Source organism: Streptomyces glomeratus, from assembly GCF_021462825.1.
In the GTDB taxonomy this organism is placed as follows: Bacteria; Actinomycetota; Actinomycetes; order Streptomycetales; family Streptomycetaceae; genus Streptomyces; species Streptomyces glomeratus.
Map to the genome: position 1 here is coordinate 153,604 of NZ_JAKEEB010000006.1, position 26,192 is coordinate 179,795.

The window sequence follows — 26,192 nt, forward strand, 5'->3', positions numbered from 1 at the left end:
GAACCACGCTTGTTTCCCGCCATTTCCAGCCCCGAAACACGCTCTCCGATGTGACTTACGCGACGATGAACGGGCCCGACCTGACCTTCACCCCCCGGGAGGCGTAGCCTTTATTTCCGCTGTCCATAACCTTGTGAAGCGGAAGAGGGCGGTTGCCGCCGTGTCGCCACAGTCCCCCAGTAACTCGAGTGTCTCCACCGACGACCAAGCCGGGAAGAACCCCGCAGCCGCGTTCGGTGCGAACGAGTGGCTCGTCGACGAGATCTATCAGCAGTACCTCCAGGACCCGAATTCGGTAGACCGCGCCTGGTGGGACTTCTTCGCCGACTACAAGCCGGGGGCCCCTGCCTCCCCGGCTACGGCGGGTACTGCGGCCGCGGGGGCCGCAGCGACCACCACGTCGGCCCAGGCAGCTCCCACCGCTCCGGCACCCGCCGCGCCCGCCGCCGTGCCCGCGGCACCGCAGGCCCCGGCCGCCGCGCGGCCCGCCGCCGCCCCGGCCAGGCCCGCCGCGGCCGCTCCCGCCGCCGCGAAGCCCGCCGCGGCACCCGCACAGCCCAAGAAGGACGAGCCCGTGGCCCAGGCGCCCGTGGGTCCCGAGCTGGTGACCCTGCGCGGCCCCTCCGCCGCCGTCGCGAAGAACATGAACGCCTCGCTGGAGCTGCCCACGGCCACGTCCGTGCGCGCGGTCCCGGTGAAGCTGCTCTTCGACAACCGCATCGTCATCAACAACCACCTCAAGCGCGCCCGGGGCGGGAAGATCTCCTTCACGCACCTGATCGGCTACGCGATGGTCCGGGCCATCAAGGCCATGCCGTCGATGAACTGGTCCTTCGCGGAGAAGGACGGCAAGCCCACCCTGGTCAAGCCGGAGCACGTCAACCTCGGCCTCGCCATCGACCTGGTCAAGCCGAACGGCGACCGCCAGCTCGTCGTCGCGGCGATCAAGAAGGCCGAGACGCTGAACTTCTTCGAGTTCTGGCAGGCCTACGAGGACATCGTCCGCCGCGCCCGCGACGGCAAGCTGACGATGGACGACTTCACGGGCGTGACGGTCTCCCTCACCAACCCCGGCGGCCTCGGCACGGTCCACTCGGTTCCGCGCCTGATGCCCGGCCAGTCGGTGATCATGGGCGTCGGCTCGATGGACTACCCGGCGGAGTTCCAGGGCACCTCCCAGGACACCCTGAACAAGCTCGGCATCTCCAAGGTCATGACGCTCACGTCGACCTACGACCACCGGGTGATCCAGGGCGCCGCCTCCGGCGAGTTCCTGCGCGTCGTCGCGAACCTCCTGCTCGGCGAGAACGGCTTCTACGACGAGATCTTCGAGGCCCTGCGCATCCCCTACGAGCCGGTCCGCTGGCTCAAGGACATCGACGCCTCGCACGACGACGACGTCACCAAGGCCGCCCGCGTCTTCGAGCTGATCCACTCCTACCGGGTCCGCGGCCACGTCATGGCCGACACCGACCCGCTGGAGTACCGCCAGCGCAAGCACCCCGACCTGGACATCGTCGAGCACGGCCTCACCCTGTGGGACCTGGAGCGCGAGTTCGCCGTCGGCGGCTTCGCCGGCAAGTCGATGATGAAGCTGCGCGACATCCTCGGTGTGCTGCGCGACTCGTACTGCCGCACCACCGGCATCGAGTACATGCACATCCAGGACCCCAAGCAGCGCAAGTGGATCCAGGACCGCGTGGAGCGCCCGCACTCCAAGCCGGAGCGCGAGGAGCAGCTGCGCATCCTGCGCCGGCTGAACGCGGCGGAGGCCTTCGAGACCTTCCTGCAGACCAAGTACGTCGGCCAGAAGCGCTTCTCCCTGGAGGGCGGCGAGTCGGTCATCCCGCTGCTCGACGCGGTGATCGACAGCGCGGCCGAGTCCCGTCTGGACGAGGTCGTCATCGGCATGGCCCACCGCGGCCGTCTGAACGTCCTCGCCAACATCGTCGGCAAGTCCTACGCGCAGATCTTCCGCGAGTTCGAGGGCAACCTCGACCCGAAGTCGATGCACGGCTCCGGCGACGTGAAGTACCACCTGGGCGCCCGCGGCACCTTCACCGGCCTGGACGGCGAGCAGATCGCGGTCAGCCTGGTCGCGAACCCCTCCCACCTGGAGGCGGTGGACCCGGTCCTGGAGGGCGTCTCCCGCGCCAAGCAGGACATCATCAACAAGGGCGGCACGGACTTCACGGTCCTGCCGGTGGCGATCCACGGCGACGCGGCCTTCGCGGGCCAGGGCGTGGTGGCCGAGACCCTGAACATGTCGCAGCTGCGCGGCTACCGCACGGGCGGCACGGTCCACGTCGTCATCAACAACCAGGTCGGCTTCACCGCGGCCCCCGAGTCCTCGCGTTCCTCCATGTACGCGACGGACGTGGCCCGCATGATCGAGGCCCCGATCTTCCACGTGAACGGCGACGACCCCGAGGCGGTCGTGCGCGTCGCACGCCTGGCCTTCGAGTTCCGCCAGGCGTTCAACAAGGACGTGGTGATCGACCTCATCTGCTACCGCCGCCGCGGTCACAACGAGTCGGACAACCCGGCCTTCACCCAGCCGCTGATGTACGACCTGATCGACAAGAAGCGCTCGGTGCGCAAGCTGTACACCGAGTCGCTGATCGGCCGGGGCGACATCACCCTGGAGGAGGCCGAGCACGCGCTGCAGGACTACCAGGGCCAGCTGGAGAAGGTCTTCACGGAGGTCCGCGAGGCCACGTCGCAGTCGGTCGCGGCCGTGCCGCAGGAGCCGCAGGACGGCTTCCCGGTGGCGGTCGACACCGCCGTCTCCGCCGAGGTCGTCAAGCGGATCGCCGAGTCCCAGGTCAACATCCCCGACAGCATCACCGTCCACCCGCGCCTGCTGCCGCAGCTCCAGCGCCGGGCGGCGATGGTCGAGGAGGGCACGATCGACTGGGGCATGGGCGAGACCCTCGCGATCGGCTCCCTGCTCCTCGAGGGCGTCCCGGTCCGCCTGTCCGGCCAGGACTCGCGCCGCGGCACCTTCGGCCAGCGCCACGCGGTCATCATCGACCGCCAGACGGGCGAGGACTACACGCCGCTGCAGTACCTCTCCGAGGACCAGGCGCGCTACAACGTCTACGACTCCCTCCTGTCCGAGTACGCGGCCATGGGCTTCGAGTACGGCTACTCGCTGGCCCGCCCGGACGCGCTCGTGATGTGGGAGGCGCAGTTCGGCGACTTCGTCAACGGCGCGCAGACGGTCGTGGACGAGTTCATCTCCTCGGCCGAGCAGAAGTGGGGCCAGACCTCCGGCGTCACCCTGCTGCTCCCGCACGGCTACGAGGGCCAGGGCCCGGACCACTCCTCGGCCCGCCCGGAGCGGTTCCTCCAGCTCTGCGCCCAGAACAACATGACGGTCGCGATGCCGACCCTGCCGTCGAACTACTTCCACCTCCTGCGCTGGCAGGTGCACAACCCGCACCACAAGCCGCTGGTGGTCTTCACGCCGAAGTCGATGCTGCGCCTCAAGGCCGCCGCGTCCAAGGCGGAGGAGTTCACGACGGGCCGGTTCCGTCCGGTCATCGGTGACACCTCGGTGGACCCGGCCGCGGTCCGCAAGGTCGTCTTCTGCACCGGCAAGGTCTACTACGACCTCGAGGCCGAGCGGGTCAAGCGCGGTGTGACGGACACCGCGATCATCCGCCTCGAGCGCCTGTACCCGCTGCCGGGCGCCGAGCTCCAGGCGGAGATCAAGAAGTACCCGAACGCCGAGAAGTACCTGTGGGCGCAGGAGGAGCCGGCGAACCAGGGCGCATGGCCGTTCATCGCCCTGAACCTCATCGACCACCTGGACCTGGCGGTCGGCGCGGACGTCCCGGCGGGCGAGCGCCTGCGCCGGATCTCCCGCCCGCACGGCTCGTCCCCGGCCGTCGGTTCCGCGAAGCGGCACCAGGCGGAGCAGGAGCAGCTCGTGCGCGAGGTGTTCGAGGCGTAAGGCCGTACGGTCGCATGAGGGGCCCGCTCCCGAGTTCCGGCTCGGGGGCGGGCCCCTCGGCGTGCGGCCCGTCTCACATCATCTGCGGCTCGAAGTCCCAGTAGGGACGCCGTCCGTCGAGCATGTACCGCACCTGGCGGTGCTCCTCGAAGAAGTTCTCGGTGAGCTTGCGGACCGCCTCCCGGCGCACGCTCCGCGCCTCCTCGTCCCGCCCGGTCTCCGCCAGGTCCTGCGCGAGACCCGCCGCGAGGTTGAGCGTGAGCACATGCGCGTCCCCGACCGCGGCGCGCGCCCGCCCGAGGGCGTCCCGGCCCAGCGCGACCGCACGCTCCCGCTCACCGGTCCGGGCGAGCGCCGTCGCCGTGTTCATGGCGCAGCCGACGGACCAGACGTGGGCCGCGCCCAGGGCGCGCTCCATCCCCGCCCTGGCCCGCTCCGCGCGCTCCCGGGCGCCGTGCAGGTCCCCCTGGTCGCCCTGGACGAGGGCACAGTTGTCGAGGGCTCCCGCGACATAGGGATGGCTGTCTCCGAGTAGACGCGCATAGCGGCCGTGGGCGGCCTCGGCGAGTTCACGGGCCTCTTCGAGTTCGCCGATGTCGCGCAGCAGCATCGCGTAGTCCGTGTTCAGCATCAGCGTCTCGGGGTGGTCGGGGCCGTGCCGGCGCAGCATCCGGTCGCGGGCCTCCCGCATCAGCCCCCGGGCCCGCAGATGGGACCCGTCGCGGCGCAGGCACAGGGCGAGATTGTGCTGGGCGAGCAGGGTCTGTCCGTGGTTGCCGCCCAGCACCTCCCTGTGCAGGCGGAAGTTCAGCTCCTGGATGGCCAGGGCCTCGCCGTACCGGCCCAGCAGCCGCAGCGTCCAGGCGGTGTGCAGGCCGGCGTCGAGCGTCGCCGGGTCGCGGCCGCCGTTGAGGGCGATGTACGACTCCAGTACGGCCCGGTGCAGGACGAGGGACTCCTCGTAGCGGCCCAGCAGCCGCAGGGCGATCGCGAGGTTGCCGCGGATGGCGAGGGTACGGGGCACCTCGTGCTCGCCGAGGTCGGCCGCCGCCTGCGCCTCGGCGTCCTCGTACAGCAGGCGGGCCTCCTGGTACTGCCCGAGCGCCATCAGGGTTCCGCCGAGCCCGTTCTTGGCCCGCAGCACCTGGATGGGGCTGCGCCCGGGGTCGGCGGTGATCCGGTGCAGGACGTCCCGTCCGATGCGCTCGGCCTCGCGGTAGTGGCCGAGCCGGCGTTCCATGTTGGCCCGTTGGTGCACGGCGACGAGGACGTCCGGATCGGTGTCCGGGGACACGGCGGTCCAGGCGGCGACGGCCGCCCTGCTGAGCTTCCGGCCCTCCTTGTACTCGCCGCGGATCCGCAGGTACTCGATGCAGTTGAGCACCAGCGCCCGTACGTCCCGGTCCGTGGAGTGCAGCGCGCCCGTGGGCTCCAGATGCGGTATCACCTCCGCGTACCGCGCCCAGTGGACGCGGTCGCCGGGGCGGCGGGGATCGGCGGCGACGAGCACCCGGCGTGCGGTCTCGGCCGACTGCCGTGCCTCCCCATGGCCCAGATGACCGCGTACGAAGCGGTGGAAGAGCCGGTGCATACGCAGCGTGCCGACGGTCTGGATGTCCATCGGCCCCTGCTCGTACTCCAGCCGCATGGAGGTGGCCTCGGACAGCACCCGCAGCGCGGTGTTCCAGCTGCTCGGCTCGGTGACCAGGGACACCAGGTGCGGGGGCAGGTCCCCGGCGCGGGCCGACTGCACCAGACCCAGCGGGATCACGTCGGGTGAGAAGAACGCGAAGAGCGAGAGCAGTTCATAGGCGTTGGGGTGCTTCTCGCGCAGGGTGTTGACGGTCTGCCCCCAGGCGGCCTGGAACTCCTTGCGGTACTCCTCGGAGGGGACGACGGGAACGCTGTGCGGGTCGCCCTCCTGGATGCGGGCGATGTACGCGTCGATGTCGGCGGTCTCGTTCAGCTCCACCCAGGCCGCGGTCTGGTCCATGAGCAGCGGGTGGTCCTCGACCGCGGCGGCCAGGCGGTCCGCGCTGTCGCGGGTGAGCCGGCGGCTGCGCCGGCACGCGAAGTCGACGGACTCCTCGCGGTCGAACGGGGGAAGGTCGACGATCCGGCCGACCCACCGGTGCCACTCCTTGCGCGGAGTGGTGACCAGAAGATGGCCGGGGCCTTCGGGCAGCAGCGTCCCGAGGTCCTCGGGGTCCTCCGCCCCGTCCAGGACGACCAGCCAGCGGATGCGGTCGGCCAGGGCCCGTTTGGCCGCTTCGATGCGTCCCCGCAGGGCGTCCCCGGTGTCCGGTTCCGCTCCGAGCTTGTCGGCGAGCCGGGCGAAGTCCTCGCGCGCCCGGTTGCGCACCGACGCGCGGACCCACCAGACGATGTCGTACTCGCCCTTGTAGCGGTGCACGTACTCGGTCGCCGTCTGCGTCTTGCCGACGCCGCCCGGACCGCGCAGCGCGATGCGGGTGCCCTCACCGCCTTCGGTGAACGCCTGGTGCATGCGTTCCAGGACGCGCTCACGGCCGGTGAAGTCACGGTTGTGGCGGGGGGCGTTGTCGATGCCGGGCCGGTCCTCGGGGAACCGGGGGCCTCGGCTGCGGTCCAGACTGACCGGGCCGCCCGTGGGCGGGGTCACCTCCAGCGCGTCGAGCAGCACCTCGGCGGCCCGGTCGGCGTCGAGGCCGCGCAGCGGCAGCACCCGGCCGAGCCGTTCGGCGGCCGGTGGCAGGGAGGCGGCGGTGATCGACACCGCGACGACGCGGTGCCCCTGCCGGGGCATGAGGTCGGCCAGCACATCGGCCCAGGCCTGCCGGCGGGCCTCGTCGAAGCGCACGAACCAGTCGTCGAGCAGGAGCAGCAGTTTGCCGGGGCGGGAAAGCAGACCGCTCAGCCGCTCGGGCTCCGGCGTGGTGTGCAGCGGGTCCCAGCGGACCGCTTCCGGCACCGCTCCGGCGTACGCCAGGCGATGTTCGATCCACGTCGCCCAGGACCATGACTGTCCCGCGTAGACGATCGTGACATGCTCAGGGGACGCGGATGACATGCCTGGGGTCTCCTTCTGACGTAGGTGAGAGCTACGCCGTGGTCCGTCAACTCCACGTTAGACCAGACTCCTTGACGATACGGAGAGCTGCTCGCCGATCCGCGCGGCGGCGTGCCGGATGATGCGTTCCAGGTCGGCGCAGTGCACACTCGGGTGCCGGAAGTGGCCCGTGCGGCGGGAGTAGCGGTGGGCGTAGTTGCCGCCTCCGCATATCCGCACCACCGGGCAGGCGCGGCAGTCCTCGCCGAGTCCGCCGAGCCCGGCCCTCAGCGCGGCGATCCTCGGGTGCCCGAGCGCCTCGTCGAAGGAGTTGCGGTGGACGTCGAGGCCGGTGGCGGGCGCGTGCGGGTACGCCGTCTTCAGCGAGTCCAGTCGCTCGATCGTGCCGTCGGTCTCCACCACGACCGCGGCGATCGGCGACAGGCCCACCGCGTCCGTCCGCGAGGAGCCGCCCAGCAGCAGCGCCGCGATCTCGGTGAACAGGCGCACCCGTGGCAGGCCCCGTGTGCCGTCGTCCCACCACAGGTCGAAGGCCTCGGCCAGCCAGTCCCCGTAGGGTGTGGGAGCGGGGCGGTGGCGGCCGGGCGGGCGGCTGCCCCAGTGCACGTGCGGCAGCAGGAAGTCGAGCGCGGGCGGTGCCAGGGCCCGCAGCGAGCTGTAGACCTCGGCGGGGTCGGTGGCCGGGTCGACGGTGCACAGAAGGCCGCCGTAGGCGTCGGGCCGCCGTGCGGCGAGCATCCGCGCCGCACGGCGGGCGGCGGGCCAGGAGGGACGGCCCGCGTGGTCGACGCGGCGGGCGTTGAGGGCGGCCGTACCGCCGTCGAGGCTGATCCCGATCCGGATGCCGGCGTCGGCCAGGCGGTCGAGCGCGGGCCGGGTGAGCAGGGTGCCGTTGGTCTGCACGGTGACCGTCACGTCGGTGCCGTCCGGTACGGCGCGGCGCACCGTGTCGGCGTAGGCGACGAGCGGTTCGGGTCCGGTCAGCAGCGGCTCCCCGCCGTGCAGGTCGACCCGTACGGACCGGGGCCGGTGGGTCGCGACGTGCTCGGCGATGCGCCGGGCGGTCTGGCGCATGGTGTGCTCGCCGACGTGGTGCGGGCGGTCGCGCCAACTGGTGTCCGGGCTGCGGTAGATGTAGCAGTAGGTGCAGTCCAGGTTGCAGCGGCTGTGCACCTTGAGGACGAACTGGCGCAGGCAGTCGGAGCTCACGGGGCGGCTCCCGCCGGGGGACTCGGCGGGTCGGGCGAGTCCCCGTAGTAGGCGGCCGGAAGCTCGTCCTCCGTCTCCCGGGCGTGCAGTTCGGCGAGCACCGCGGCGAGTACGGGGTGGGGGGTGCCGCCGACGCCGGGGCGCTCGAAAACGGGCAGGGGTATGCCCGGGGCGTCGTCCGGACTCCTCATGCCCCGCCCCCGCCGCTCGGATCCAGGGCACTCAGGGCGGCCCGAGCCTCCTCCGCCTCGTCCCCGTCGCCAAGCCCGGCCCGCTCGTACAGCCTGAGTGCCGTGCGGTACTCCTCGGCGGCGCGGGCCGGGGCCGAGGCCCGGCCGAGGGCCTCGCCGCGCTCGACCCGTACGCGGGCCTCCGCGGCCGCGAGGTCCAGGTCCCGGTAGCGTTCGGCGGCCCGCAGCAGGTGGTCGGCGACCCGCTCCCAGTCGGACCACTGCGCCGTGTGTTCGGCGAGTCGTCCGGCGGCCGCGGCGCGCAGCCGCCAGGCGCGTGCGGCGAGCAGGTCGTCGTCGGTCTCCCGGGCGGCGGTGCCGACTATCCAGTCGGCCTCGTGGAGGTCGGACAGGCCGCCCTGGAGCAGGTTCCGGTGCAGCAGCGCATCGCCCAGTTCCACCCGGCGGCGCGGCAGTTCCGGGTCGTGCTCGGAGGATTCGTCGACGGCCATCCGCAGCACCCGCACGGCGTCGGTCCACTCGTCGGCCGCGCCCAGGGCGAGGCCCAGCCGGAGCAGCAGCCCGGGCCGGACCGGATCGTCCAGGGGCAGCTCTCCGGCGGCCTGCCACCAGGACCAGACGGCCGCCTCCAGATCGGCCGCGTCGCGGGTGAGTTCATAGGTCGCCAGGTACGCCTCGCCGAGCCGGTCGAAGCACTGGGACCGCAGTTCCGGATCGTCGCCCGCGTGGTCCAGCGCCTGCCGGAGCACGACGGTGATCCTGCGGCGGGCGCGGGGGTCCTGCTCCGCGTCGCGGGTGAGGTCCAGGGCACCGGCCATGTCGAGGCAGATCCGGGTCAGCTCCCGGGCGTCGGCTCCCTCGGCGGCGCGCAGCGGCAGCGCCTCCCGGAAGCCCACCTCGGCCAGCTCGGCGGAGCGGTGGGCGAGGGCGCGCCGCTCCGGTCCGGGTTCCCAGGGCCTTGTGCCGCGTCCGGAGTCGTGCCGGGCCAGCGCGAGCAGCGCCCGGGCCTCCAGGAGGCGGGACGACGACTCGTCGTTGCGCAGCCGGTGCTGGGTCGCGAGGCCCGCCGCCTGTTCGAACTGCTGGGCGGCCCAGTCCTGGGGTGTCCCCTCGTCCGGGCGGAGCACGGCTGTGCCGGCCCGGGCGACCAGCGACGCCGCCTGGAACACGGCGGTGGCGCGCAGTCCCAGGGCACGGGTCGTCCATCGCTCCGTGTCGGGCGGGATCTCCTCCAGCCGCTGCCGGGCCTGCCGGTAGGCGAGCAGGGCGAGTCGGCGGGGGGTGGCGTCGGGCTCTCCGAGGTCCTGGCCCAGACCCGCGGGCAGGGTCGCGGCGGCCGCGCCCGCGCTCTCCAGGTCGGCCGCGATGTGCAGCAGGATCTGCGCCTCTCCGACGAGTTCCGCCGGGTCGGTCTTGCGGGTGCGGGGAAGAACCTCGTACGCCTCCCGGAGGTTGTCGGCCGTTCCCGTCACCCGCCACCGTTCCAGCAGGGCCCCGGACAGCCGGGCCCGCAGCGCGTTGCGGTCCGACTGCCGGCGCTCGACCTCGAGTGCGCGGCGCAGCAGGCCGATGCCCTGGTCGAGGTCGCGGGCGGTGCCCTGGTCGGCGTAGCGGTCCAGCAGCTCGTGAGCGTGCGCGGCCAGCTGTGCCGGGCCTGCGCCGGGCGGGGCGGAGGGGACCTTGCCGTAGCGGGCGAGGACCTGGGAGGAGATCCGGGCGAAGGCACGCAGCAGACGGTCGTCGCTGCCGTCCTCGGCCCCGGGGGGTGCGGCCGTCGCGCCGGCGAGGTAGGCGGCGGCCAGCGCCGGGAAGTTCCGGGCCGAGCGGCCGTACTGCCGTTCGACGTAGTGCGAGCTGTGCTTGAGGACGAGCTGGGCCTCGCCGCCGGGCAGATGGCGCAGGAGCTCCTCGCGCACGCTCCCGATGAACTCGTATCCGCCGTCGACGACGGCGTCGCTGCGTCTCATCAGCCCGCCGAGGAGGACCTCGGCCATCGCCTCCGGGCCGCTGCCGGGCAGCATGGCCCGCTGGACGAGCTGCATCACCGGCAGCACGAGGGGGACGGTGGCCAGGTACTCGGCGAGGTGCCGTGCGTCCTGCGAGGCGGTACGCCGGAACGCCCGGACCCGGTCGCGTGGGCTGATCTCGCGTTCGGCGAGCGGCCGTGCGGCGGTGGCCGGATGGTCGGGCCGCACCCAGGCCGCGGAGGCGACCTGCCGCCGGGCGGTCGCGTCGCATACGAGGCGGACCCAGTTGGCGAGGGATGAGGGGCGCAGGGCGAGCACGGGCACCGGCAGGGCGCGCCTGGGGGGCGGTCCGGCGCGTTCCGACCGGAATTCCAGGCCGCCGGTCAGTCCCTCGCGGCGGCGCAGTTCCCCGGAGTACGCGGGCAGGTGCGTGCCGCGCCACATCCGCTGGGGCAGCGGCTGCACGACGGCGACCGGGGCGCAGCCCGCCCAGTCGTGCAGCAGCCGCTGCATGCTGCCGTTGCGCCACAGCGGTCCCGCACAGTCGCTGAGGACCAGGGTCAGCCGGCGTCCGCTCGGGTCGCGCAGCAGGCCGGGGCCGTCGGCGGGCGACGACGGGTCCGGCGAGGGTGCCACCCGTACCCCGTCCCGCCCTCCCTCATGGAGGTAGTGGGTCCGGATCTCCCGGAAGGCGCCGGCGCGTTCGCAGATCCGGCGCAGCTCGGCGAAGGTGTCCTGCCACACCACGGTGGACGAGGAGACGTCCATGACCAGTTGCAGTCGTGCCTCCCGGCGCTGGCCCAGGGCGGGCACCGGGACGATCACGCCGGTGTCGGCCGCCCGCTGCGCGGTCGCCTCCTCGTCCAGTCCGGACCAGGAGGGCCCGCTCGGCGGCCGGTAGCGGTTGAGCGGCCGTAACGCGCGTTGCAGTGAGAGCGGTTCGGGCAGGACGGAGGCGGCGGGCACCCGGGTGGCCACGACGGTGCCGGTGGCGCCCGCGGGGCCTTCGGTCGCGATGCCGCCGACCGCCGGCGTCCGGTGGTCCGCTGCCCGCTTCCGGGAGGGCACGGTCAGGGTCGTCTCGGGTGGAACGGTGGCACGGTCGCCGCGCCGCCCAAGGTTCGTGTCCTCTTCGCCGTCGTCCTCGTCGGGGGATCCGGTGGTCGCCGTGGTGCCGGGGACATGGCGGGCGAGCCAGAGCGCGTCCGCGAGTTCCTCGGCGTCCGGAGCGAGCCCGGCCTCGCGCAGCCGGCGGGCGAGCAGCTCCAGGGACGCCGCGACGGTCATGGCCGGTTACCGCTGTCCGGAGTCGAGCGAACCCATCAGCAGCCGCGCCAGTTCCGTACGGCGCGGACTGCCCGGCGGAGCCACCCGCTGGGTGAGGAAGATCGCGTTGAGCAGCTGGTCGGTCGGCCGGTGCGGTCCCGCCCCGTCCGTGGCGAACAGCTCCAGGAGGTCCCGGTGGTCCCGGTCGGCGCCTTCGCCGAAGTGGGCCTGCACCATGGCGGCGAGCCGGTCGCCGCGCGGCGGGTCGAGGTGCAGATGGACACACCGGCGCAGCAGGGGGGCGGGGAACTCGCGTTCGCCGTTGCTCGTCATCACGACCACGGGGAAGGCGTGGCAGCGGATGCGCCCGCCGGTGACGGGCGCCCGCTGCCCGTCGTCGGTGAGGACCTGCACGGTGCCCTGTCCGGGGCGGTCGGCGATGCGCTCCAGCTCCGGGACGCCGAACTCCCCCTCCTCGATGACGTTGAGCAGGTCGTTCGGCAGGTCGATGTCGCTCTTGTCCAGCTCGTCGATGAGCAGGACCCGGGGGCGTTTCATCGGGAGCAGGGCCGTGCCCAGCGGGCCCAGCCGGATGTAGCGGCCGATCGAGAGGTCGCGGCGCGCCCCGGGCGACTCCTCCGTCTCCTCGGCGCCCGCCCGGTCGAGCTGCGCGTCCTGGAGGCGGCCGATCGCGTCGTAGGCGTAGAGCCCGGACCTCAGCTCGGTGCGGCTGACGATGGGCCACTGCAGCACGCGGCCGAGCCCCAGTTCGTGGGCCAGCGCGTGCGCCAGGGTGCTCTTGCCGGAGCCGGGCTCGCCCGTGACCAGCAGGGGGCGCCTCAGGTAGAGGGCCGCATTGATGAGTTCCACGGCCCGCGGGTCCTGCACGGGCAGCGGGGGGCGGCGGCCGAGCCGCCGGGAGGAGGCGCTGTCGATGGTGGGTACCGGGTACACGTCGTCGAGGGGTGTGCCGTCGAACCGGCGCCAGTGCGGGGGCGGCGGCAGGGAGTCGACGCGTGCCGGCGCGGGTTCGCCCTTGCCCCGGTAGACCAGCCACTCGCTCATGGTTCGCTCCTCGTCGACGATCGATGGCACGGCGCGTCACGGCCGACGAGGGCAGGCGGCGCCCACAACGGGCCCCTGAAAACGTACCCGTCCACGAGGAGACGGCGGTCGATTTCCGGACAGCCGTGCAGGGGTGTCGCGGGGTGTCCACCGGGACTCATGGGGCGTCGAACACCCCCTCTTCCGCGGGCAGGGGACGGCGCGGATCGTCGTAGAGGATGGCGACCTCACCGGCCCAGTGATGTCCGTTCCCTGTGGTGATGTGCTCTCTGATACGGCGGAGGCGGTCGGGCAGTTCAGCCGGATCGGTCACTTCCGCCAGGAAGCCGACGGTCTCCCGGTGGAGGTCGTCGCAGCGGAGCCCGCACTCGTGTCCCGGGTGGTCACCGGAGTGCCACAGGGCAACCCCGTGTCCGGCGTCCAGGGCCATGCGCATCGCGGTGCGGCCGGCGCCCGATCCGGCCCGCCGGCACTGCACGGGGATGTCGCCGGGAGGCATCCGCGCGAACTGGTGGGCCTCCGGGGGGTCGCCGTCGAAGACGGTGTTCCTCGCGGTCAGCCGTCCGAGGGACAGCATCTCGGCCCAGCGGGTGTCCCAGGATTCGGCTGGAACTCCCCGGCGCTCGATGTCACGGATGACCACGGGACGGCGCACACCGAGCAGTTGCTGGCGCGTCCGGTCCCACAGCGGTGCGGAGTCGTAGATCTGCCAGGTGTGGACGGGAGTGTCGAAGTTCGACAGGTCCAGGGCGACCTCGAGCGGTGCCGGCTGCTCCGGGCGGTCCACCGACGCGAAGGCCTTGGCGAGCGGCTTGTCGAGCACGTCCCGCAGGTGGTCACGGTCGACGCCGGGACCGGTGGTGGTTCCGTAGCGGGGTATGTCGCTGTTCTCGCCCCCGTCGTCGATGCGCAGCGTCCAGTAGAAGCGGGAGTGGTCGTCGTCGAGCGGCTCGAGCTCCAGCAGCACGACCCCGCGCTCGCCGGGTCCCGGGTACGGCTCCACGGTCCGCTGCCCGCACGGGAGCAGCCCGGGCGGCAGCACGGCGTCCTCCACGTTGGTGCGCACCGACGGCCTGACCTCGGCGAGCCGGTCCCATATCCACTCGCCGAGGTGTTCGACGGCGGCCTTGTCCTCGGGGTCACGGGCCTCCAGGAACAGCTGGACCAGGCGGAGATAGCGCAGGAAGACGAACGCCTCCTGCGGCCGGTCCCCCTCGTACAGCTGCCCGTGCCCGTCGCGCCAGGAGACGGGCAGGTGCGGGCGCCCGGCCGGGTCGTCGCCACGCGCCTTGCGCACCAGCCGGGTGATGGTGTGCGGGGCGTCGGCGGGCTCGACCGCCGCCAGCAGCGCGAGCGCCTTCCGGCGGTCCACGGGGCTCCACTGGTCGGAGTCGGCCTCGCGCGGCGTCCCGGGCAGCTTCGTCTGCCGGGTGACCCAGTTGTGCTCCACCCTGCGACGCTTGTCGTGCCATCGGTCGTGCGCGGCGATCACCCGGTGGTAGGCCGCGAACTGCCGCATCAACGAGACCGCTATGGACAGCCCGCCGTCCCGGTCACCGCGGCGGCATTTGATGACGGCCACGACGGCTCCGGTGGCCGGATCCAGCACCGGGCCGCCGGAGACCCCGGACGGGAACTCGTTGCTGGGCCCGAGCCGCAGTCCGTACGGTCCGTCGTGGGCGTTCACCGTGGCCTCGCCGTTCCACGCCTGGGCCGCCCCGTCGGCCAGCGGCCGGTAGCCGTACACGATCCGGTGGTCGCCGAACGGATGGTCGGAGCGGTCGCTCAGCCAGACGCACTCGTGCTCCACGGAGCGGTCGAGCAGGCGCACCAGGGCCATGTCCTGCTCCAGGGGCAGCTGCGGCTGCTCGTGGATCTGCTCGCCGAGCGATCCCTGGTAGAGGCACTCCTCCAGCCGGGCGGGCACAGGGCGGCCGTCGTGGAGGCCGGGGCCCCGCACCCGGAACTCCTCGTCGCCCCTTTCCCCGACACGACCGAGCAGCACATGGGCGCAGGTCAGTACCCAACCCGGAGCGACGAGAAAGCCGCTGCCCCACATGTCCTCGTCATCGGGACGCGCGGAGTGGAAGTGGACCGTGGCGTTCTCGATCAGGTGCTCGAGGCGGGCATCACGCCGCTCAGACATCCGTGCCGGACTCGGTGGTGGCCCGCTCACGGCGCTCGGCGAGCTTCCGCTCGCGGCGCTCGTCCAGCTTCCACACCAGGCCGACCTCCAGCGACGCCTTGGCCTCCCCGTCGGCGAGCACGGCGATCGCCTTGCCGGGCTTGGCGACGATCTCGACGCCGAAGGTGATGGTCGCCTCGTCCGGCCCCACGGACTGTGCCGCGTCCAGGACCGACTGACCGACGCCCTGGATCAGTTCGCCCAGCTGCTCCAGTTTGGCGGCCGCAGCGCGCCCCACCCCGATGTCGAGGTCGTCCGAGCCGTACTCGCCGGGTTTCGTCGCGGCCTGTGTGGGTGTCACCCGCGCCAGCACCGTCTGGCCCCCGGGCAGCGTGATCTCGCGCAGCGTCTCGTCCATGGCTCCCCCGCCCTGTGCACGGCTCCGCTCGCCCGGCCGCCGGACCACGCCGGCACCGGGCTCTTGAACTGCGACGAGGCTAGCCGCCCGGGCGGTTCCGGAGCGAGACCGCTAACCGGCCAAGTGGCGCATATTCTGAAGGCATGTACTTCACCGACCGTGGCATCGAAGAGCTGGAGAAGCGACGCGGCGAGGAGGAGATCACCTTCGAGTGGCTCGCCGAGCAGCTTCGTACGTTCGTCGATCTCAACCCCGACTTCGAGGTGCCGGTGGAGCGGCTGGCGACCTGGCTGGCGCGTCTGGACGACGAGGACGACGAGTAGGCCGGTCAGCGGTCGATCGGGGCGGCAGGCCGGGGCGGCCGACGGGGCGGCCGACGAAGGGTGCGCCCGCCGACGGGGCAGCGGCTGCGCACCCGTGTCCCCATGCCCATGCCCCATGTCCTCGAGTCCCCCTGCCCACAGGGCGGCACAAGCGACGTGTCGCGACATGCTGCACAGCGGCGGCGGGCGCCGTCCGCGCAGCCTTCCGTGTGATCACAGGCGCCCCGCTCCTAGGTCGCACCCTCCCCGGTCGCGTCTTCCTCGGTCGCGTCTTCCTCGGTCGCGCCTTCCTCGGTCGCGCCTTCCTCGGTCGCGCCTTCCTCGGTCGCACCTTGAGCCGATTCCGCCCCCTCCCCCACAGTTCCCCCAACGGGCGCCTTGACTTTGCCAGGCCACGATATATCGTGAATACGAAGACGCGATATGGCGCGTTGGGTGACCTCGCCCCGCGCCCGTCGCCACGTCCGCGGTGTCGCCCGTCGAGTAGGCCGTCCCGCACCGGCCGAGGAGGTCACCCCATGTCCGAGTGGTCCGTCGCAGAGCCGAGGAAGCTCACCTTCGACGCCCCCGTGACGGCACTCCATGTGCGCACCGTCAACGGAACGGTGAACGTGGTGGGCACGGACGAGAGTTCCGCCCGCCTGGAGGTCTCGGAGATCGAGGGACCCCCGCTCACGGTGACCCAACAGGACGGCACCCTGACGGTGGCCTACGACGACCTTCCCTGGAAGGGCTTCCTCAAGTGGCTGGACCGCAAGGGCTGGCGCCGCAGTGCGGTGGTCTCCCTGGCCGTTCCCGCGTCCACCCGCGTGGAGGTCGGCGTGATCGGGGCCAACGCCGTGGTCTCGGGAATCGACGGCCCTGTCGAGTCGAAGGGCGTCACGGGCGAGACGACCCTGGTCGGCCTCTCCGGCCCGGTCCGCGTCACCACGGTCTCGGGCAACGTGGAGGCCCAGGGCGTCACCGGCGAGCTGCGACTCAACTCGGTCTCCGGCGACCTCACCGTCATCGAGGGCGCCTGCCCGCTCGTGAAGGCCGACTCCGTCAGCGGCTCGATCATCCTCGACCTCGATCCCACGAGTGGCCCCACCGACGCCCGCCTGACGAACGTCTCCGGTGAGATAGCGATCCGCCTCCCCCACCCGGCGGACGCGGAGATCGAGGCCAACACGGCGAGCGGCACCGTCTCCAATGCCTTCGACGACCTGCGGGTGACCGGGCAGTGGGGCGCCAAGAAGATCACCGGCCGCCTCGGCGGGGGCAACGGCCGGCTGAAGGCGACCACGGTCTCCGGCTCGATCGCCATCCTGCGCCGCCCGGCCGGGGAGGAGGACCCATGGGAGGCGCCCGGGGAGGCGCGTCCCTCGGCCGGCTCCACCGGCGGCCCGACCGAGCAGAAGGGGCTCTGACATGCCTCCCGTCTTCGCCCATGGCCGACTGCGGCTCTACCTGCTGAAGCTGCTCGACGAGGCGCCCCGCCACGGGTACGAGGTGATACGGCTGCTGGAGGAGCGCTTCCAGGGGCTGTACGCACCGTCCGCCGGCACCGTGTACCCCCGGCTCGCCAAGCTGGAGGCCGAGGGCCTGGTCACCCACACCACCGAAGGCGGCCGCAAGGTGTACGCGATCACGGACGCGGGCCGCGCCGAACTCGCCGACCGCAGTGCGGAGCTGGCCGACCTCGAGCTGGAGATCCGCGAGTCCGTCGCGGAGCTGGCCGCCGAGATCCGGGCGGACGTCCGGGGCGCGGCCGGCGATCTGCGCCGTGAGATGCGGGCCGCGGTCTCCCAGGCCCGCCGCGGTGACAAGGGACACGCGGACTCCTACGGGGAGCACGGCGACCAGTCCGAGAAGGAGGCATGGCGCGCCGCCAAGGAGGAACTGCGCCGCGCAAAGCAGGAGTGGAAGGAGCAGGCCCGGCGCGCCAAGGACGAGAGCCGGCGGGCCCGTGAAGAGGCCCAGCAGGCACGCCGCCAGGCCAAGGAGGCCCAGGAGCGGGCGCACGTCCAGGCCCAGGAGGAACTCCAGCGCATGGCGCGGCGCGTCCAGGAGCATGTGCAGGATCACTTCGCGCGGGGCGACTGGCCCACGGGCGTACGGGAGGGCCTGACCGAGCTGGCCAAGGAGTTCGGAGAGTTCGGGAAGGACTTCGGCTTCGGCCGCTCGGGGGCGGCACAGGAACCGGAGTACACGACGACCCCCGGGGACTTCCCCGGCGCCTACGAGCCTTCCTGGGCGCACGAGGACTTCCCGGGCGACCCGGCCCGGGCCCTCGACCGGCTCCTGGACCGCTTCCGTGACGACATCCGCGACGCGGCCCGCGACCACGGCGTGACGGAGGAGCAACTCCGTGATGCCCGGGGCCACCTGTCGACGGCGGCGGCCCGCATCGGCGCGGCACTGCGCTCCCGGAAGGTGTGACGGTTCGGCCGGCGAGGCCGAGTGCGCCTCCGGCGGGGCCGAGTGCCGCTCCTCCGGGGCCGAGTACGCCTCCGGCGGCACCCGGCCCCGGCGGACCTCAGTTCGCGGTCAGTACGATCTTGCCGAACTGGTCGCCCGCTTCCAGGCGTTCGAAGCCCTCGCGGGCGCGGTCGAGCGGAAGCACCTCGTCGATGACGGGACGCACTCCGGTGGCGGCGCAGAAGGAGAGCAGGTCCTCCAGTTCGTCCTTGGAGCCCATGGTGGAGCCCACCACCTTCAGCTCCAGGAAGAAGATGCGTGTGAGCTCCGCGTGGGAGGGCCGGTCACCGCTGGTGGCGCCCGAGATGACGATCGTGCCGCCGGGGCGCAGCGACTTGACGGAGTGCGACCAGGTGGCGGCGCCGACGGTCTCGATCACGGCGTCCACCCGCTGCGGCAGCCGCGCCCCGGACTCCAGGGCCTCCACCGCGCCCAGCTCCAGCGCCCGCTTGCGCTTGGCCTCGTCGCGGCTGGTGGCGAACACCCGCAGCCCGGCCGCCTTGCCGAGCACGATCGCGGCCGTGGCGACACCACCGCCTGCGCCCTGCACGAGGACCGAGTCCCCGGGGCGTACACCGGCGTTGGTGAAGAGCATGCGGTAGGCCGTCAGCCAGGCGGTGGGAAGGCAGGCGGCCTCCTCGAAGGAGAGCTGCTTCGGCTTGGGCAGGAGGTTCCAGGTGGGCACGGAGACCTGCTCGGCGAAGGTGCCCTGGTAGCGCTCGGTGAGGATCGAGCGGGGCTCGTCGGGGCCGACGCCGTGGCCGGTCTGGCCGATGACGGAGTGGAGGACGACCTCGTTGCCGTCCTCGTCGACACCCGCCGCGTCGCAGCCGAGGATCATGGGCAGCTTGTCCTCGGAGAGACCGACCCCCCTGAGGGACCAGAGGTCGTGGTGGTTGAGGGAGGCGGCCCTGACGTTCACGGTCGTCCAGCCGGGCCTCCGCTCGGGGGCCGGGCGTTCTCCCAACTCCAGGCCGGAGAGCGGGCGGTCGCGGTCGATGCGGGCGGCGTAGGCAGCGAACATGACCTTGACGATAGGCTCCGCGGTGGGCGTAGGGAACCAGGACCGACTGTGACGCGTGTCCCGCCCGGAAGCCACATACCGGCCGCAAGGACACGGGCGGGCGGCGTCATCCGACCCCGCCCGCCCGGCACTGCGTCACCGTCGCGCGACGCCCTCGGCCCGCGCGGCCGCGGCCACCGCCGCCGTCACGACCGGCGCAACCCGCTCGTCGAAGGGCGACGGGATCACATAGTCGGCCGCCAGGTCGTCGCCGACGACCGACGCCAGCGCCTCGGCCGCCGCGATCTTCATGCCCTCGGTGATCCGGGACGCCCGCACCTGGAGCGCGCCCGCGAAGATGCCCGGGAACGCCAGCACGTTGTTGATCTGGTTGGGGAAGTCGGACCGCCCCGTCGCCACCACGGACGCGTACTTGTGCGCGACATCCGGGTGGACCTCCGGGTTCGGGTTGGCCATCGCGAAGACGAAGGCGCCCTTGGCCATCGACGCGACGGCCTTCTCCGGCACCGTACCGCCGGAGACGCCGATGAAGACGTCGGCGCCCGCGAGGGCGTGCTCCAGCGACCCCGACAGACCCGCCTTGTTCGTGAACCCGGCGAGTTCCCGCTTGACCGGCGTCAGATCGTCCCGGTCCGGCGACACGACGCCCTTGCGGTCCGCGACCGCGACGTCCCCGATGCCCGCCTCGACCAGCATCTTCGCGATGGCGACACCCGCCGCTCCGGCGCCCGAGATGACGGCCCGCAGATCCCCGAGTCCCCTGCCGGTCAGCCGCGCGGCGTTCCGCAGGGCCGCCAGCGTCACCACGGCCGTGCCGTGCTGGTCGTCGTGGAAGACCGGGATGTCCAGCCGCTCCTGGAGCCGGCGCTCGATCTCGAAGCACCGCGGCGCCGAGATGTCCTCGAGGTTCACACCGCCGAAGGAGGGCGCGAGACGGACCACGGTCTCGACGATCTCGTCCACGTCCGTGCAGTCCAGGGCGATCGGGACCGCGTCCACCCCGCCGAACTGCTTGAACAGGATCGCCTTGCCCTCCATGACCGGGAGGGACGCCTCGGGACCGATGTCACCGAGTCCGAGCACGGCCGTGCCGTCCGTGACGACGGCGACGACCGAGGACTTCCATGTGTAGTCGTGGACCAGCTCGGGCTGCTCCGCGATGGCGGTGCACACCCGGGCGACGCCGGGCGTGTACGCAAGGGACAGGTCGTCCTTGTCACGGATCGGCACGGTGGCCTGAACGGCCATCTTGCCACCGCGGTGCAGCGCGAAGGCCGGATCGAAGGAATCGTGGGGCTCGACCCCGCCGTCCTGATCCGCACTGTTGTCGCTGCGAGGATTGACGATCTCCGCTGCCACTGTGTCGTACCCCTTAGGTATGCATGTTTGAGGGTGACCACTCCTGGTGAGGGGTGGGCGGGCACCGCGTATGACCCAGATGACTGATGCGTACGGGTGCACACGCGACGGGCGCGCCGCACACGCGCCCTGAGCCCCTGATGAGGGGTGTAATGCACCTTCTTACCCGACGGATGGTGTCCCGGACGAGTCCATAAAGCTAAGGTCACACGCCGGTGAGATGACTCATGGCCGGAAATGTGGACAAGTCACCGACATGTCTCCTCGGGGCCGTCGCGGCCCGGCCACTATCGTCCGCATCATGAGACCGGCCGAAGATCTTCCGGCCGGAAGGATCGATTCCCGCAAAAGCCCGACTGTGATCGGCGCTCCGGACGTGTTTCAGGGGTCCCGTTATCCGATTTTGACATAGTGGCGCCCCTGAAAATGCGTAACGGAATGGCAAGATGCCTCAACCACACGAGGTCGCGACACCCGAAGGTGTGTGTTCTCGTCGACCCATCGGCATCACTCATCCCGCCGGAGGAACCCACCATGACCGCAAGCTCCACCCGTCGTTCGACCGCCGTGCGCTCCCGGATAGCCGCGGTCGGCGCCATCGCGGTCGCGGGCACCCTGCTGCTCACCGGCTGCGGTGACCAGACGAAGAGCAAGAACAACGACAGCGGCTCGGGCAGCGCCTCGGCGGCGGCTCCGCTGGCCGACAAGCTCCCCGCGTCCATCCGCCAGGCGGGGATCATCAAGGTCGGCTCGGACATCGCGTACGCGCCGGTCGAGTTCAAGGACGGCGCCGGCAAGACGGTCGGCATGGACCCCGATCTCGCGGACGCCATGGGCAAGCAGCTCGGCGTGAAGTTCCAGTTCGAGAACGGCACGTTCGACGCCCTGCTCACGGGCATCCGCTCCAAGCGCTATGACATCGCGATGTCCGCCATGACCGACAACAAGAGCCGCCAGGAGGGTGTCGATCCCGACTCCGGCAAGAAGGTCGGTGAGGGCGTCGACTTCGTCGACTACCTCACCGCGGGCGTCTCGATCTACACCCGCAAGGGCGACACCGGCGGTATCTCGACGTGGTCGGACCTGTGCGGCAAGAAGCTCGCCGTGGAGCGGGGCACCGTGTCGGAGGACCTCGCCAAGAGCGAGACCAAGAAGTGCACGGGCGGCAAGAAGATCACCATCGAGGCCTTCGACGACGACCAGCAGGCCCAGACCCGGCTGCGCTCCGGCGGCGCCGACGCCGCGTCCTCCGACTTCCCGGTCGCCGCGTACGCGGTGAAGACCTCGGGCGGCGGCAAGGACTTCCAGCTCGTCGGCGACCAGGTCGAGGCCGCCCCGTACGGCATCGCCGTCGCCAAGGGCAACAACCAGCTGAGGGACGCTCTGCAGGCCGCGATGGACGCGGTCATCAAGAGCGGCGAGTACCAGAAGATCCTTGCGAAGTGGGGCGCCGAGGACGGCGCCGTGAAGGAGTCCGTCATCAACGGCGGCAAGTGACCGCTGCTCCGCGGCCACTGAAAGGCAACACCCGTGACTGTTGACATCGACAAGACGGCGGGCACCCAGGACACTCCCCCGGCCGGCGCCGAGGCCATCAAGGCCATTCCGGTGAGGCACTACGGGCGGTACGTCTCCGCGGTCATCGCGATCGCGCTGCTCGTCGCCATCATCTACGCGTTCGGCCAGGGCAGGATCAACTGGCATGCCGTGCCGGACTACTTCTTCGACGACCGCATCCTGACCGGTGTGGGCAAGACCCTCATGCTGACGGTCCTGTCCATGGTCATCGGCATCGTCGGCGGCATCGTGCTCGCCGTGATGCGGCTGTCGAAGAACCCGGTGACCTCGTCCGTCGCCTGGTTCTACATCTGGTTCTTCCGCGGCACTCCGGTCCTGGTCCAGCTGTTCCTCTGGTTCAACCTGGGCCTGGTCTTCGAGTACATCAACCTCATGCCGTTCTACAAGGACTACTGGTCGAACTTCATGACGCCGCTGCTGACGGCGCTGCTCGGCCTGGGTCTGAACGAGGCGGCGTACATGGCGGAGATCTGCCGTGCCGGTCTGCTCGCCGTCGACGAGGGCCAGACGGAGGCCGCGCACGCACTGGGCATGAGCCACGGCAGGACACTGCGCCGGATCGTCATTCCGCAGGCGATGCGGGTGATCGTGCCGCCGACGGGCAACGAAGTGATCAACATGCTGAAGACGACCTCGCTCGTGGCGGCCGTCCAGTTCCCCGAGCTCTTCCGCTACGCCCAGGACATCGGCCAGACCTCCGGCGCCCCGGTGGAGATGTACTTCCTCGCCGCCGCCTGGTACCTGATCATGACCTCGGTCCTCAGCGTGGGGCAGTACTACATCGAGCGGTACTACGCGCGCGGCTCCAGCCGCCAGCTGCCGCCGACCCCGTGGCAGAAGGTCAAGGCGAACATGTTGTCCATCGGCCGTCCGAAGGGAGGCGCGGCATGACCGAGCAGCTCACGAAGAGCGACGCTCCCGCGAAGGACACGTCCGTCCCGATGGTCAAGGCCGAGGGGGTCCACAAGTCCTTCGGGGCGGTGGAGGTCCTCAAGGGCATCGACCTGGAGGTGAAGTCCGGCGAGGTGTTCTGCCTCATCGGCCCCTCCGGTTCGGGCAAGTCGACATTCCTGCGGTGCATCAACCACCTGGAGAAGATCAACGCCGGCCGGCTGTACGTGGACGGCGAGCTGGTCGGCTACCGGCAGCAGGGCGACAAGCTGTACGAACTGCGCGACCGCGAGGTCGCGATGAAGCGCCGGGACATCGGCATGGTCTTCCAGCGCTTCAACCTGTTCCCGCACATGACCGCCCTGGAGAACGTCATCGAGGCGCCGGTCCAGGTGAAGGGCGCGGCCAAGGCCCAGGCCAAGGAGCGCGCGATGCAGCTGCTGGAGCGCGTGGGTCTGGCGGACCGCGCCGGGCACTACCCCTCGCAGCTCTCCGGTGGCCAGCAGCAGCGTGTGGCCATCGCCCGGGCCCTCGCGATGGACCCGAAGCTGATGCTGTTCGACGAGCCGACCTCGGCCCTCGACCCGGAGCTCGTCGGCGACGTCCTCGATGTGATGCGCGACCTCGCCGAGTCCGGCATGACGATGGTCGTCGTCACCCACGAGATGGGCTTCGCCCGGGAGGTGGGCGACTCGCTCGTCTTCATGGACGACGGCGTGGTGGTCGAGTCGGGCAACCCGCGGGACGTCCTGACCAACCCTCAGCACGAGCGGACGCAGTCGTTCCTGTCCAAGGTTCTCTAGGGGAACGGCGGACACCGGTACGACACGAAGGGGCGGTACGGATTCCTCGTACCGCCCCTTCGGCGTGCCGGCCGTCCCCGGGGCCTACTTCAGCGCGAGCAGCAGCGTGTCCGACGGGGAGCACCACACCGGGCGGGCCTCCGCGAAGCCCTTCTCGCGCAGTACGCGTGCGTGCCATGCGGCGGAGGGCGTCTCGCCGTCGGCGTGGTCGCCGTAGATCTCGAAGCGGCGGGCGGTCGGAGCGGACAGGACGGGGTCCTTGGCGGCGAGCTGCCACCACTCGGACCAGTCGAGGGCGCCGTCCCGCAGGGCCCGCTCCCTGCGCTCGCGCCGGCGTGCGCTCTCGGCCGCGTTGATCCGGGGCGTGGTGTCGTCGATCATGTGGTCGGCGTTCATGAAGACGCCGTCCCGGCGGACGAGTCCGGCGATGCGGCCGTAGAGGGCCTCGAGGGGTTCGGCGCGCAGCCAGTGCAGGGCCGTGGCGGTGAGGACCGCGTCGTACGTGTCGTACGGCAGACGCGCGGCCCAGCCGGGGTCCTTGAGGTCCGCCTCGACGAGGGTGACCCGGTCGTCGCCCTCGAAGGTGCCGCGGGCGATGGTCAGCAGTGCGGGGTCGAGGTCGACGCCGGTGCTGGTGGCCTTGGGCAGGCGGGCGAGCAGCCGGGCGGTGATGCTTCCGGTGCCGCACGCGAGGTCGAGTACGCGGGGCGCGTCGCCGACGAACGCCTCCACCATGTCGAGCATGATCCGGAAGCGGTCCTCCCGGTCGGGCATGTACCACTCCTGCTGGCGGTCCCAGCTCTCCTGCCAGGCACTCCAGTCGGCCCCCGCCGTGGTCTCCGTGTCCGCCATCGCGAGCCTCCTCCGGCTACGTCACGTAATACCCTTGATGCACGACCGTCTGTTACCCGACCGCATCCCGACCATAGAGCGCCCCGGTAAGGACTACAAGTGGAACTGGCCTATTACTCGGACTACGCCGTACGACTCGTGAACAGCGAGGAGCCGGTCCGGGGCAAGGATTCGCTCACCTCGGTGGAGGCCGTACGCGGTCTCTTCGGCAACCAGTCGGCGGCCCGCCGCGCCACCGACGCCGACGTGACCCGTTTCCGCTCGGTCCGGGCCCGGCTGCGCGCTGTCTTCGAGGCGGCGGACCAGGGCGACGAGACGCTCGCGGTGGACCTGCTGAACTCCCTTCTCCTGGAGTTCCCGGTGAGCCCGCAGATCTCCGGGCACGACCACCGGGACGAGGACGGCCGCCCGCTGTGGCACATGCACCTCGCCGACCACCCGTCGAACGCCACCGCGGGCTACGCGGCGATCGCCGCGATGGGCCTCGCCTTCCACCTCACGGAGTACGGCGTTGACCGCCTGGGCCTGTGCGAGGCGGCACCGTGCCGCAACGCCTACCTCGACACCTCGACGAACCGCTCCCGGCGGTACTGCTCGGACCGCTGCGCCACCCGCGCGAACGTGGCCGCCTACCGCGCCCGCAAGCGCCTGGAGGCGGACCGGTCGCCCAGTACGGGCCGGACGGCCGTGAGCACCCAGCGCACCAGCGCGAGCGGCGAGCGCTGACCCTCCTTGAGCGGCCGGTACCGCAGCCACACCTTCCCGAGGACCAGTTCCTCGGGAACCGTGCCGTAGTCGGTGCTGTCCCCGCCCGCGTACGGATTGTCGCCGAGCACCCACCAGCCGCCCTCGCGCAGCTCCACGGCCCGCTTGACGACCAGCAGGTCCTGCTGGAAGGGGTGCCGCAGGACGACGACGTCGCCCGGCCGCACCCGGGCCCCGTACTGAAGCAGCAGCTGGTCCCCGTGCTGCAACGTGGGCACCATGGACGGCCCCGTCACCTCGGCCGCCCCGAACGGCAGCAGGGCCCTCGTGCGCTCGATCTCCTGCGACAGCTCCGGCATCACCGGCACCTCCCCGGTCCGATCCTCCACCAGTCCCAGTTTCGCCCCGGACTTTTGTCGTAAGCCCATGGGGGCACTCGCGAAAACCGGTCCCCTACGGAGTAATGTCCCACCTGAGAAGACGATCACGAGGAAGGACAGCTTCATGCTCTCCCGCCTGTTTGCCCCCAAGGTCAAGGTCAGCGCCCACTGCGACCTGCCCTGTGGCGTCTATGACCCGGCCCAGGCCCGCATCGAGGCGGAGTCGGTGAAGGCCGTGCAGGAGAAGATGGCCGCCAACGACGACCCGCACTTCCAGGCTCGGGCCACCGTCATCAAGGAGCAGCGCGCCGAGCTCGCCAAGCACCACGTCTCGGTGCTGTGGAGCGACTATTTCAAGGCCCCGCACTTCGAGAAGTACCCGGAGCTGCACCAGCTGGTGAACGACACCCTGAAGGCCCTCTCGGCCGCCAAGGCGTCGACGGACCCGGCGACGGGCCAGAAGGCGCTGGACTACATCGCCCAGATCGACAAGATCTTCTGGGAGACCAAGAAGGCCTGATCTTCGATCATGGCACTTGACCTGCGATTTTCTTCGGTCGCTTGGTCTG

20 protein-coding genes are annotated in these 26,192 nt (G+C 71.4%); 9 read left to right on the plus strand and 11 right to left on the minus strand.

Features of this window, described 5'->3' with window-relative positions; genetic code table 11:
- Positions 1–160 precede the first annotated feature (160 nt).
- A complete protein-coding gene (locus tag LZ604_RS09730; protein ID WP_234514171.1) occupies positions 161–3,958 on the plus strand; it encodes a multifunctional oxoglutarate decarboxylase/oxoglutarate dehydrogenase thiamine pyrophosphate-binding subunit/dihydrolipoyllysine-residue succinyltransferase subunit in 3,798 nt (1,265 codons plus the stop codon).
- Between the two features lie 73 nt (positions 3,959–4,031).
- On the opposite strand, the gene fxsT is transcribed toward LZ604_RS09730, so the two are convergent.
- The 7 genes from fxsT to LZ604_RS09765 form a co-directional block, all read right to left on the minus strand.
- Positions 4,032–7,007: an FxSxx-COOH system tetratricopeptide repeat protein gene (gene fxsT / locus LZ604_RS09735; RefSeq protein ID WP_234514172.1), complete on the minus strand. Its 2,976-nt coding sequence runs from the start codon at positions 7,005–7,007 to the stop codon at positions 4,032–4,034.
- A gap of 57 nt (positions 7,008–7,064) precedes the next feature.
- Entirely contained in the window at positions 7,065–8,216 is a 1,152-nt protein-coding gene (locus LZ604_RS09740; protein ID WP_234514173.1) for an FxsB family cyclophane-forming radical SAM/SPASM peptide maturase, read from the minus strand.
- Complete coding sequence (locus LZ604_RS09745; RefSeq protein ID WP_234514174.1) at positions 8,213–8,407, minus strand: hypothetical protein; 195 nt, start codon at positions 8,405–8,407, stop codon at positions 8,213–8,215. Before LZ604_RS09745 ends, LZ604_RS09740 begins: the two co-directional genes overlap by 4 nt.
- Positions 8,404–11,661, minus strand: a complete 3,258-nt coding sequence (locus tag LZ604_RS09750; RefSeq protein WP_234514175.1) for an SAV_2336 N-terminal domain-related protein — start codon at positions 11,659–11,661, stop codon at positions 8,404–8,406. Before LZ604_RS09750 ends, LZ604_RS09745 begins: the two co-directional genes overlap by 4 nt.
- A 6-nt stretch (positions 11,662–11,667) precedes the next feature.
- Complete coding sequence (locus tag LZ604_RS09755) at positions 11,668–12,705, minus strand: AAA family ATPase (protein WP_234514176.1); 1,038 nt, start codon at positions 12,703–12,705, stop codon at positions 11,668–11,670.
- Between the two features lie 157 nt (positions 12,706–12,862).
- Positions 12,863–14,851: a VMAP-C domain-containing protein gene (locus tag LZ604_RS09760; RefSeq protein WP_234514177.1), complete on the minus strand. Its 1,989-nt coding sequence runs from the start codon at positions 14,849–14,851 to the stop codon at positions 12,863–12,865.
- Positions 14,844–15,248: a CU044_2847 family protein gene (locus LZ604_RS09765; protein WP_234514178.1), complete on the minus strand. Its 405-nt coding sequence runs from the start codon at positions 15,246–15,248 to the stop codon at positions 14,844–14,846. The genes LZ604_RS09760 and LZ604_RS09765 overlap by 8 nt, the downstream gene beginning before the upstream one ends.
- Positions 15,249–15,391: 143 nt before the next feature.
- On the opposite strand from LZ604_RS09765, the gene LZ604_RS09770 reads away from it, so the two are divergent.
- The 3 genes from LZ604_RS09770 to LZ604_RS09780 all read left to right on the plus strand — a co-directional run bounded on the left by LZ604_RS09770 (position 15,392) and on the right by LZ604_RS09780 (position 17,992).
- Positions 15,392–15,571: a DUF6104 family protein gene (locus LZ604_RS09770; RefSeq protein ID WP_028420339.1), complete on the plus strand. Its 180-nt coding sequence runs from the start codon at positions 15,392–15,394 to the stop codon at positions 15,569–15,571.
- Between the two features lie 518 nt (positions 15,572–16,089).
- Positions 16,090–16,980 carry a DUF4097 family beta strand repeat-containing protein gene (locus tag LZ604_RS09775; protein WP_234514180.1) on the plus strand — a complete coding sequence of 297 codons (891 nt, stop codon included), beginning with the start codon at positions 16,090–16,092 and terminating at the stop codon, positions 16,978–16,980.
- A 1-nt stretch (position 16,981) separates the two neighbouring features.
- Positions 16,982–17,992: a PadR family transcriptional regulator gene (locus tag LZ604_RS09780; protein WP_234514182.1), complete on the plus strand. Its 1,011-nt coding sequence runs from the start codon at positions 16,982–16,984 to the stop codon at positions 17,990–17,992.
- A gap of 97 nt (positions 17,993–18,089) precedes the next feature.
- Here the strand turns inward: LZ604_RS09780 and LZ604_RS09785 are convergent, their stop codons facing one another.
- On the minus strand, positions 18,090–19,055 hold the full coding sequence (locus tag LZ604_RS09785; RefSeq protein ID WP_234514184.1) for a zinc-binding dehydrogenase: 966 nt from the start codon (positions 19,053–19,055) through the stop codon (positions 18,090–18,092).
- Between the two features lie 135 nt (positions 19,056–19,190).
- Positions 19,191–20,414, minus strand: coding sequence for an NAD(P)-dependent malic enzyme (locus LZ604_RS09790; RefSeq protein ID WP_234514188.1), 1,224 nt, complete (start codon positions 20,412–20,414; stop codon positions 19,191–19,193).
- A 534-nt stretch (positions 20,415–20,948) separates the two neighbouring features.
- Between LZ604_RS09790 and LZ604_RS09795 the strand changes: the two genes are divergently transcribed.
- From LZ604_RS09795 to LZ604_RS09805, 3 genes are read left to right on the plus strand one after another with little or no spacing between them, the layout of a single operon-like run.
- Positions 20,949–21,911: an ABC transporter substrate-binding protein gene (locus LZ604_RS09795; protein WP_234514190.1), complete on the plus strand. Its 963-nt coding sequence runs from the start codon at positions 20,949–20,951 to the stop codon at positions 21,909–21,911.
- Between the two features lie 33 nt (positions 21,912–21,944).
- Positions 21,945–22,883 (plus strand): amino acid ABC transporter permease, encoded by a 939-nt coding sequence (locus LZ604_RS09800; RefSeq protein ID WP_234514192.1) that lies wholly within the window; start codon positions 21,945–21,947, stop codon positions 22,881–22,883.
- Positions 22,880–23,686, plus strand: coding sequence for an amino acid ABC transporter ATP-binding protein (locus tag LZ604_RS09805; protein ID WP_308283575.1), 807 nt, complete (start codon positions 22,880–22,882; stop codon positions 23,684–23,686). The genes LZ604_RS09800 and LZ604_RS09805 overlap by 4 nt, the downstream gene beginning before the upstream one ends.
- A gap of 84 nt (positions 23,687–23,770) precedes the next feature.
- Here LZ604_RS09805 and LZ604_RS09810 read toward each other — a convergent pair whose 3' ends face one another.
- A complete protein-coding gene (locus tag LZ604_RS09810) occupies positions 23,771–24,538 on the minus strand; it encodes a class I SAM-dependent methyltransferase (RefSeq protein WP_234514194.1) in 768 nt (255 codons plus the stop codon).
- Positions 24,539–24,637: 99 nt separating this feature from the next.
- Here LZ604_RS09810 and LZ604_RS09815 point away from each other — a divergent pair, with 99 nt between their 5' ends.
- On the plus strand, positions 24,638–25,264 hold the full coding sequence (locus LZ604_RS09815; protein WP_234514196.1) for a CGNR zinc finger domain-containing protein: 627 nt from the start codon (positions 24,638–24,640) through the stop codon (positions 25,262–25,264).
- Here the strand turns inward: LZ604_RS09815 and sodX are convergent.
- A complete protein-coding gene (sodX, locus tag LZ604_RS09820; RefSeq protein ID WP_234514349.1) occupies positions 25,168–25,602 on the minus strand; it encodes a nickel-type superoxide dismutase maturation protease in 435 nt (144 codons plus the stop codon). The two genes, LZ604_RS09815 and sodX, sit on opposite strands and share 97 nt — an antisense overlap.
- A gap of 145 nt (positions 25,603–25,747) precedes the next feature.
- Here sodX and sodN point away from each other — a divergent pair, with 145 nt between their 5' ends.
- Positions 25,748–26,143, plus strand: coding sequence for a superoxide dismutase, Ni (sodN, locus tag LZ604_RS09825; RefSeq protein ID WP_100828187.1), 396 nt, complete (start codon positions 25,748–25,750; stop codon positions 26,141–26,143).
- The last annotated feature ends 49 nt before the right edge of the window (positions 26,144–26,192 follow it).

Coding starts and splice junctions, on each gene's coding strand:
- LZ604_RS09805 (WP_308283575.1), top strand. CDS start 22,880: ATGACCGAGCAGCTCACGAAGAGCGACGCTCCCGCGAAGGACACGTCC.
- LZ604_RS09795 (WP_234514190.1), top strand. CDS start 20,949: ATGACCGCAAGCTCCACCCGTCGTTCGACCGCCGTGCGCTCCCGGATA.
- LZ604_RS09765 (WP_234514178.1), bottom strand. CDS start 15,248: ATGGACGAGACGCTGCGCGAGATCACGCTGCCCGGGGGCCAGACGGTG.
- LZ604_RS09745 (WP_234514174.1), bottom strand. CDS start 8,407: ATGAGGAGTCCGGACGACGCCCCGGGCATACCCCTGCCCGTTTTCGAG.
- LZ604_RS09750 (WP_234514175.1), bottom strand. CDS start 11,661: ATGACCGTCGCGGCGTCCCTGGAGCTGCTCGCCCGCCGGCTGCGCGAG.
- sodX (WP_234514349.1), bottom strand. CDS start 25,602: ATGCCGGAGCTGTCGCAGGAGATCGAGCGCACGAGGGCCCTGCTGCCG.
- LZ604_RS09785 (WP_234514184.1), bottom strand. CDS start 19,055: ATGTTCGCTGCCTACGCCGCCCGCATCGACCGCGACCGCCCGCTCTCC.
- LZ604_RS09760 (WP_234514177.1), bottom strand. CDS start 14,851: ATGTCTGAGCGGCGTGATGCCCGCCTCGAGCACCTGATCGAGAACGCC.
- LZ604_RS09755 (WP_234514176.1), bottom strand. CDS start 12,705: ATGAGCGAGTGGCTGGTCTACCGGGGCAAGGGCGAACCCGCGCCGGCA.
- LZ604_RS09810 (WP_234514194.1), bottom strand. CDS start 24,538: ATGGCGGACACGGAGACCACGGCGGGGGCCGACTGGAGTGCCTGGCAG.
- LZ604_RS09780 (WP_234514182.1), top strand. CDS start 16,982: ATGCCTCCCGTCTTCGCCCATGGCCGACTGCGGCTCTACCTGCTGAAG.
- LZ604_RS09775 (WP_234514180.1), top strand. CDS start 16,090: ATGTCCGAGTGGTCCGTCGCAGAGCCGAGGAAGCTCACCTTCGACGCC.
- fxsT (WP_234514172.1), bottom strand. CDS start 7,007: ATGTCATCCGCGTCCCCTGAGCATGTCACGATCGTCTACGCGGGACAG.
- sodN (WP_100828187.1), top strand. CDS start 25,748: ATGCTCTCCCGCCTGTTTGCCCCCAAGGTCAAGGTCAGCGCCCACTGC.
- LZ604_RS09770 (WP_028420339.1), top strand. CDS start 15,392: ATGTACTTCACCGACCGTGGCATCGAAGAGCTGGAGAAGCGACGCGGC.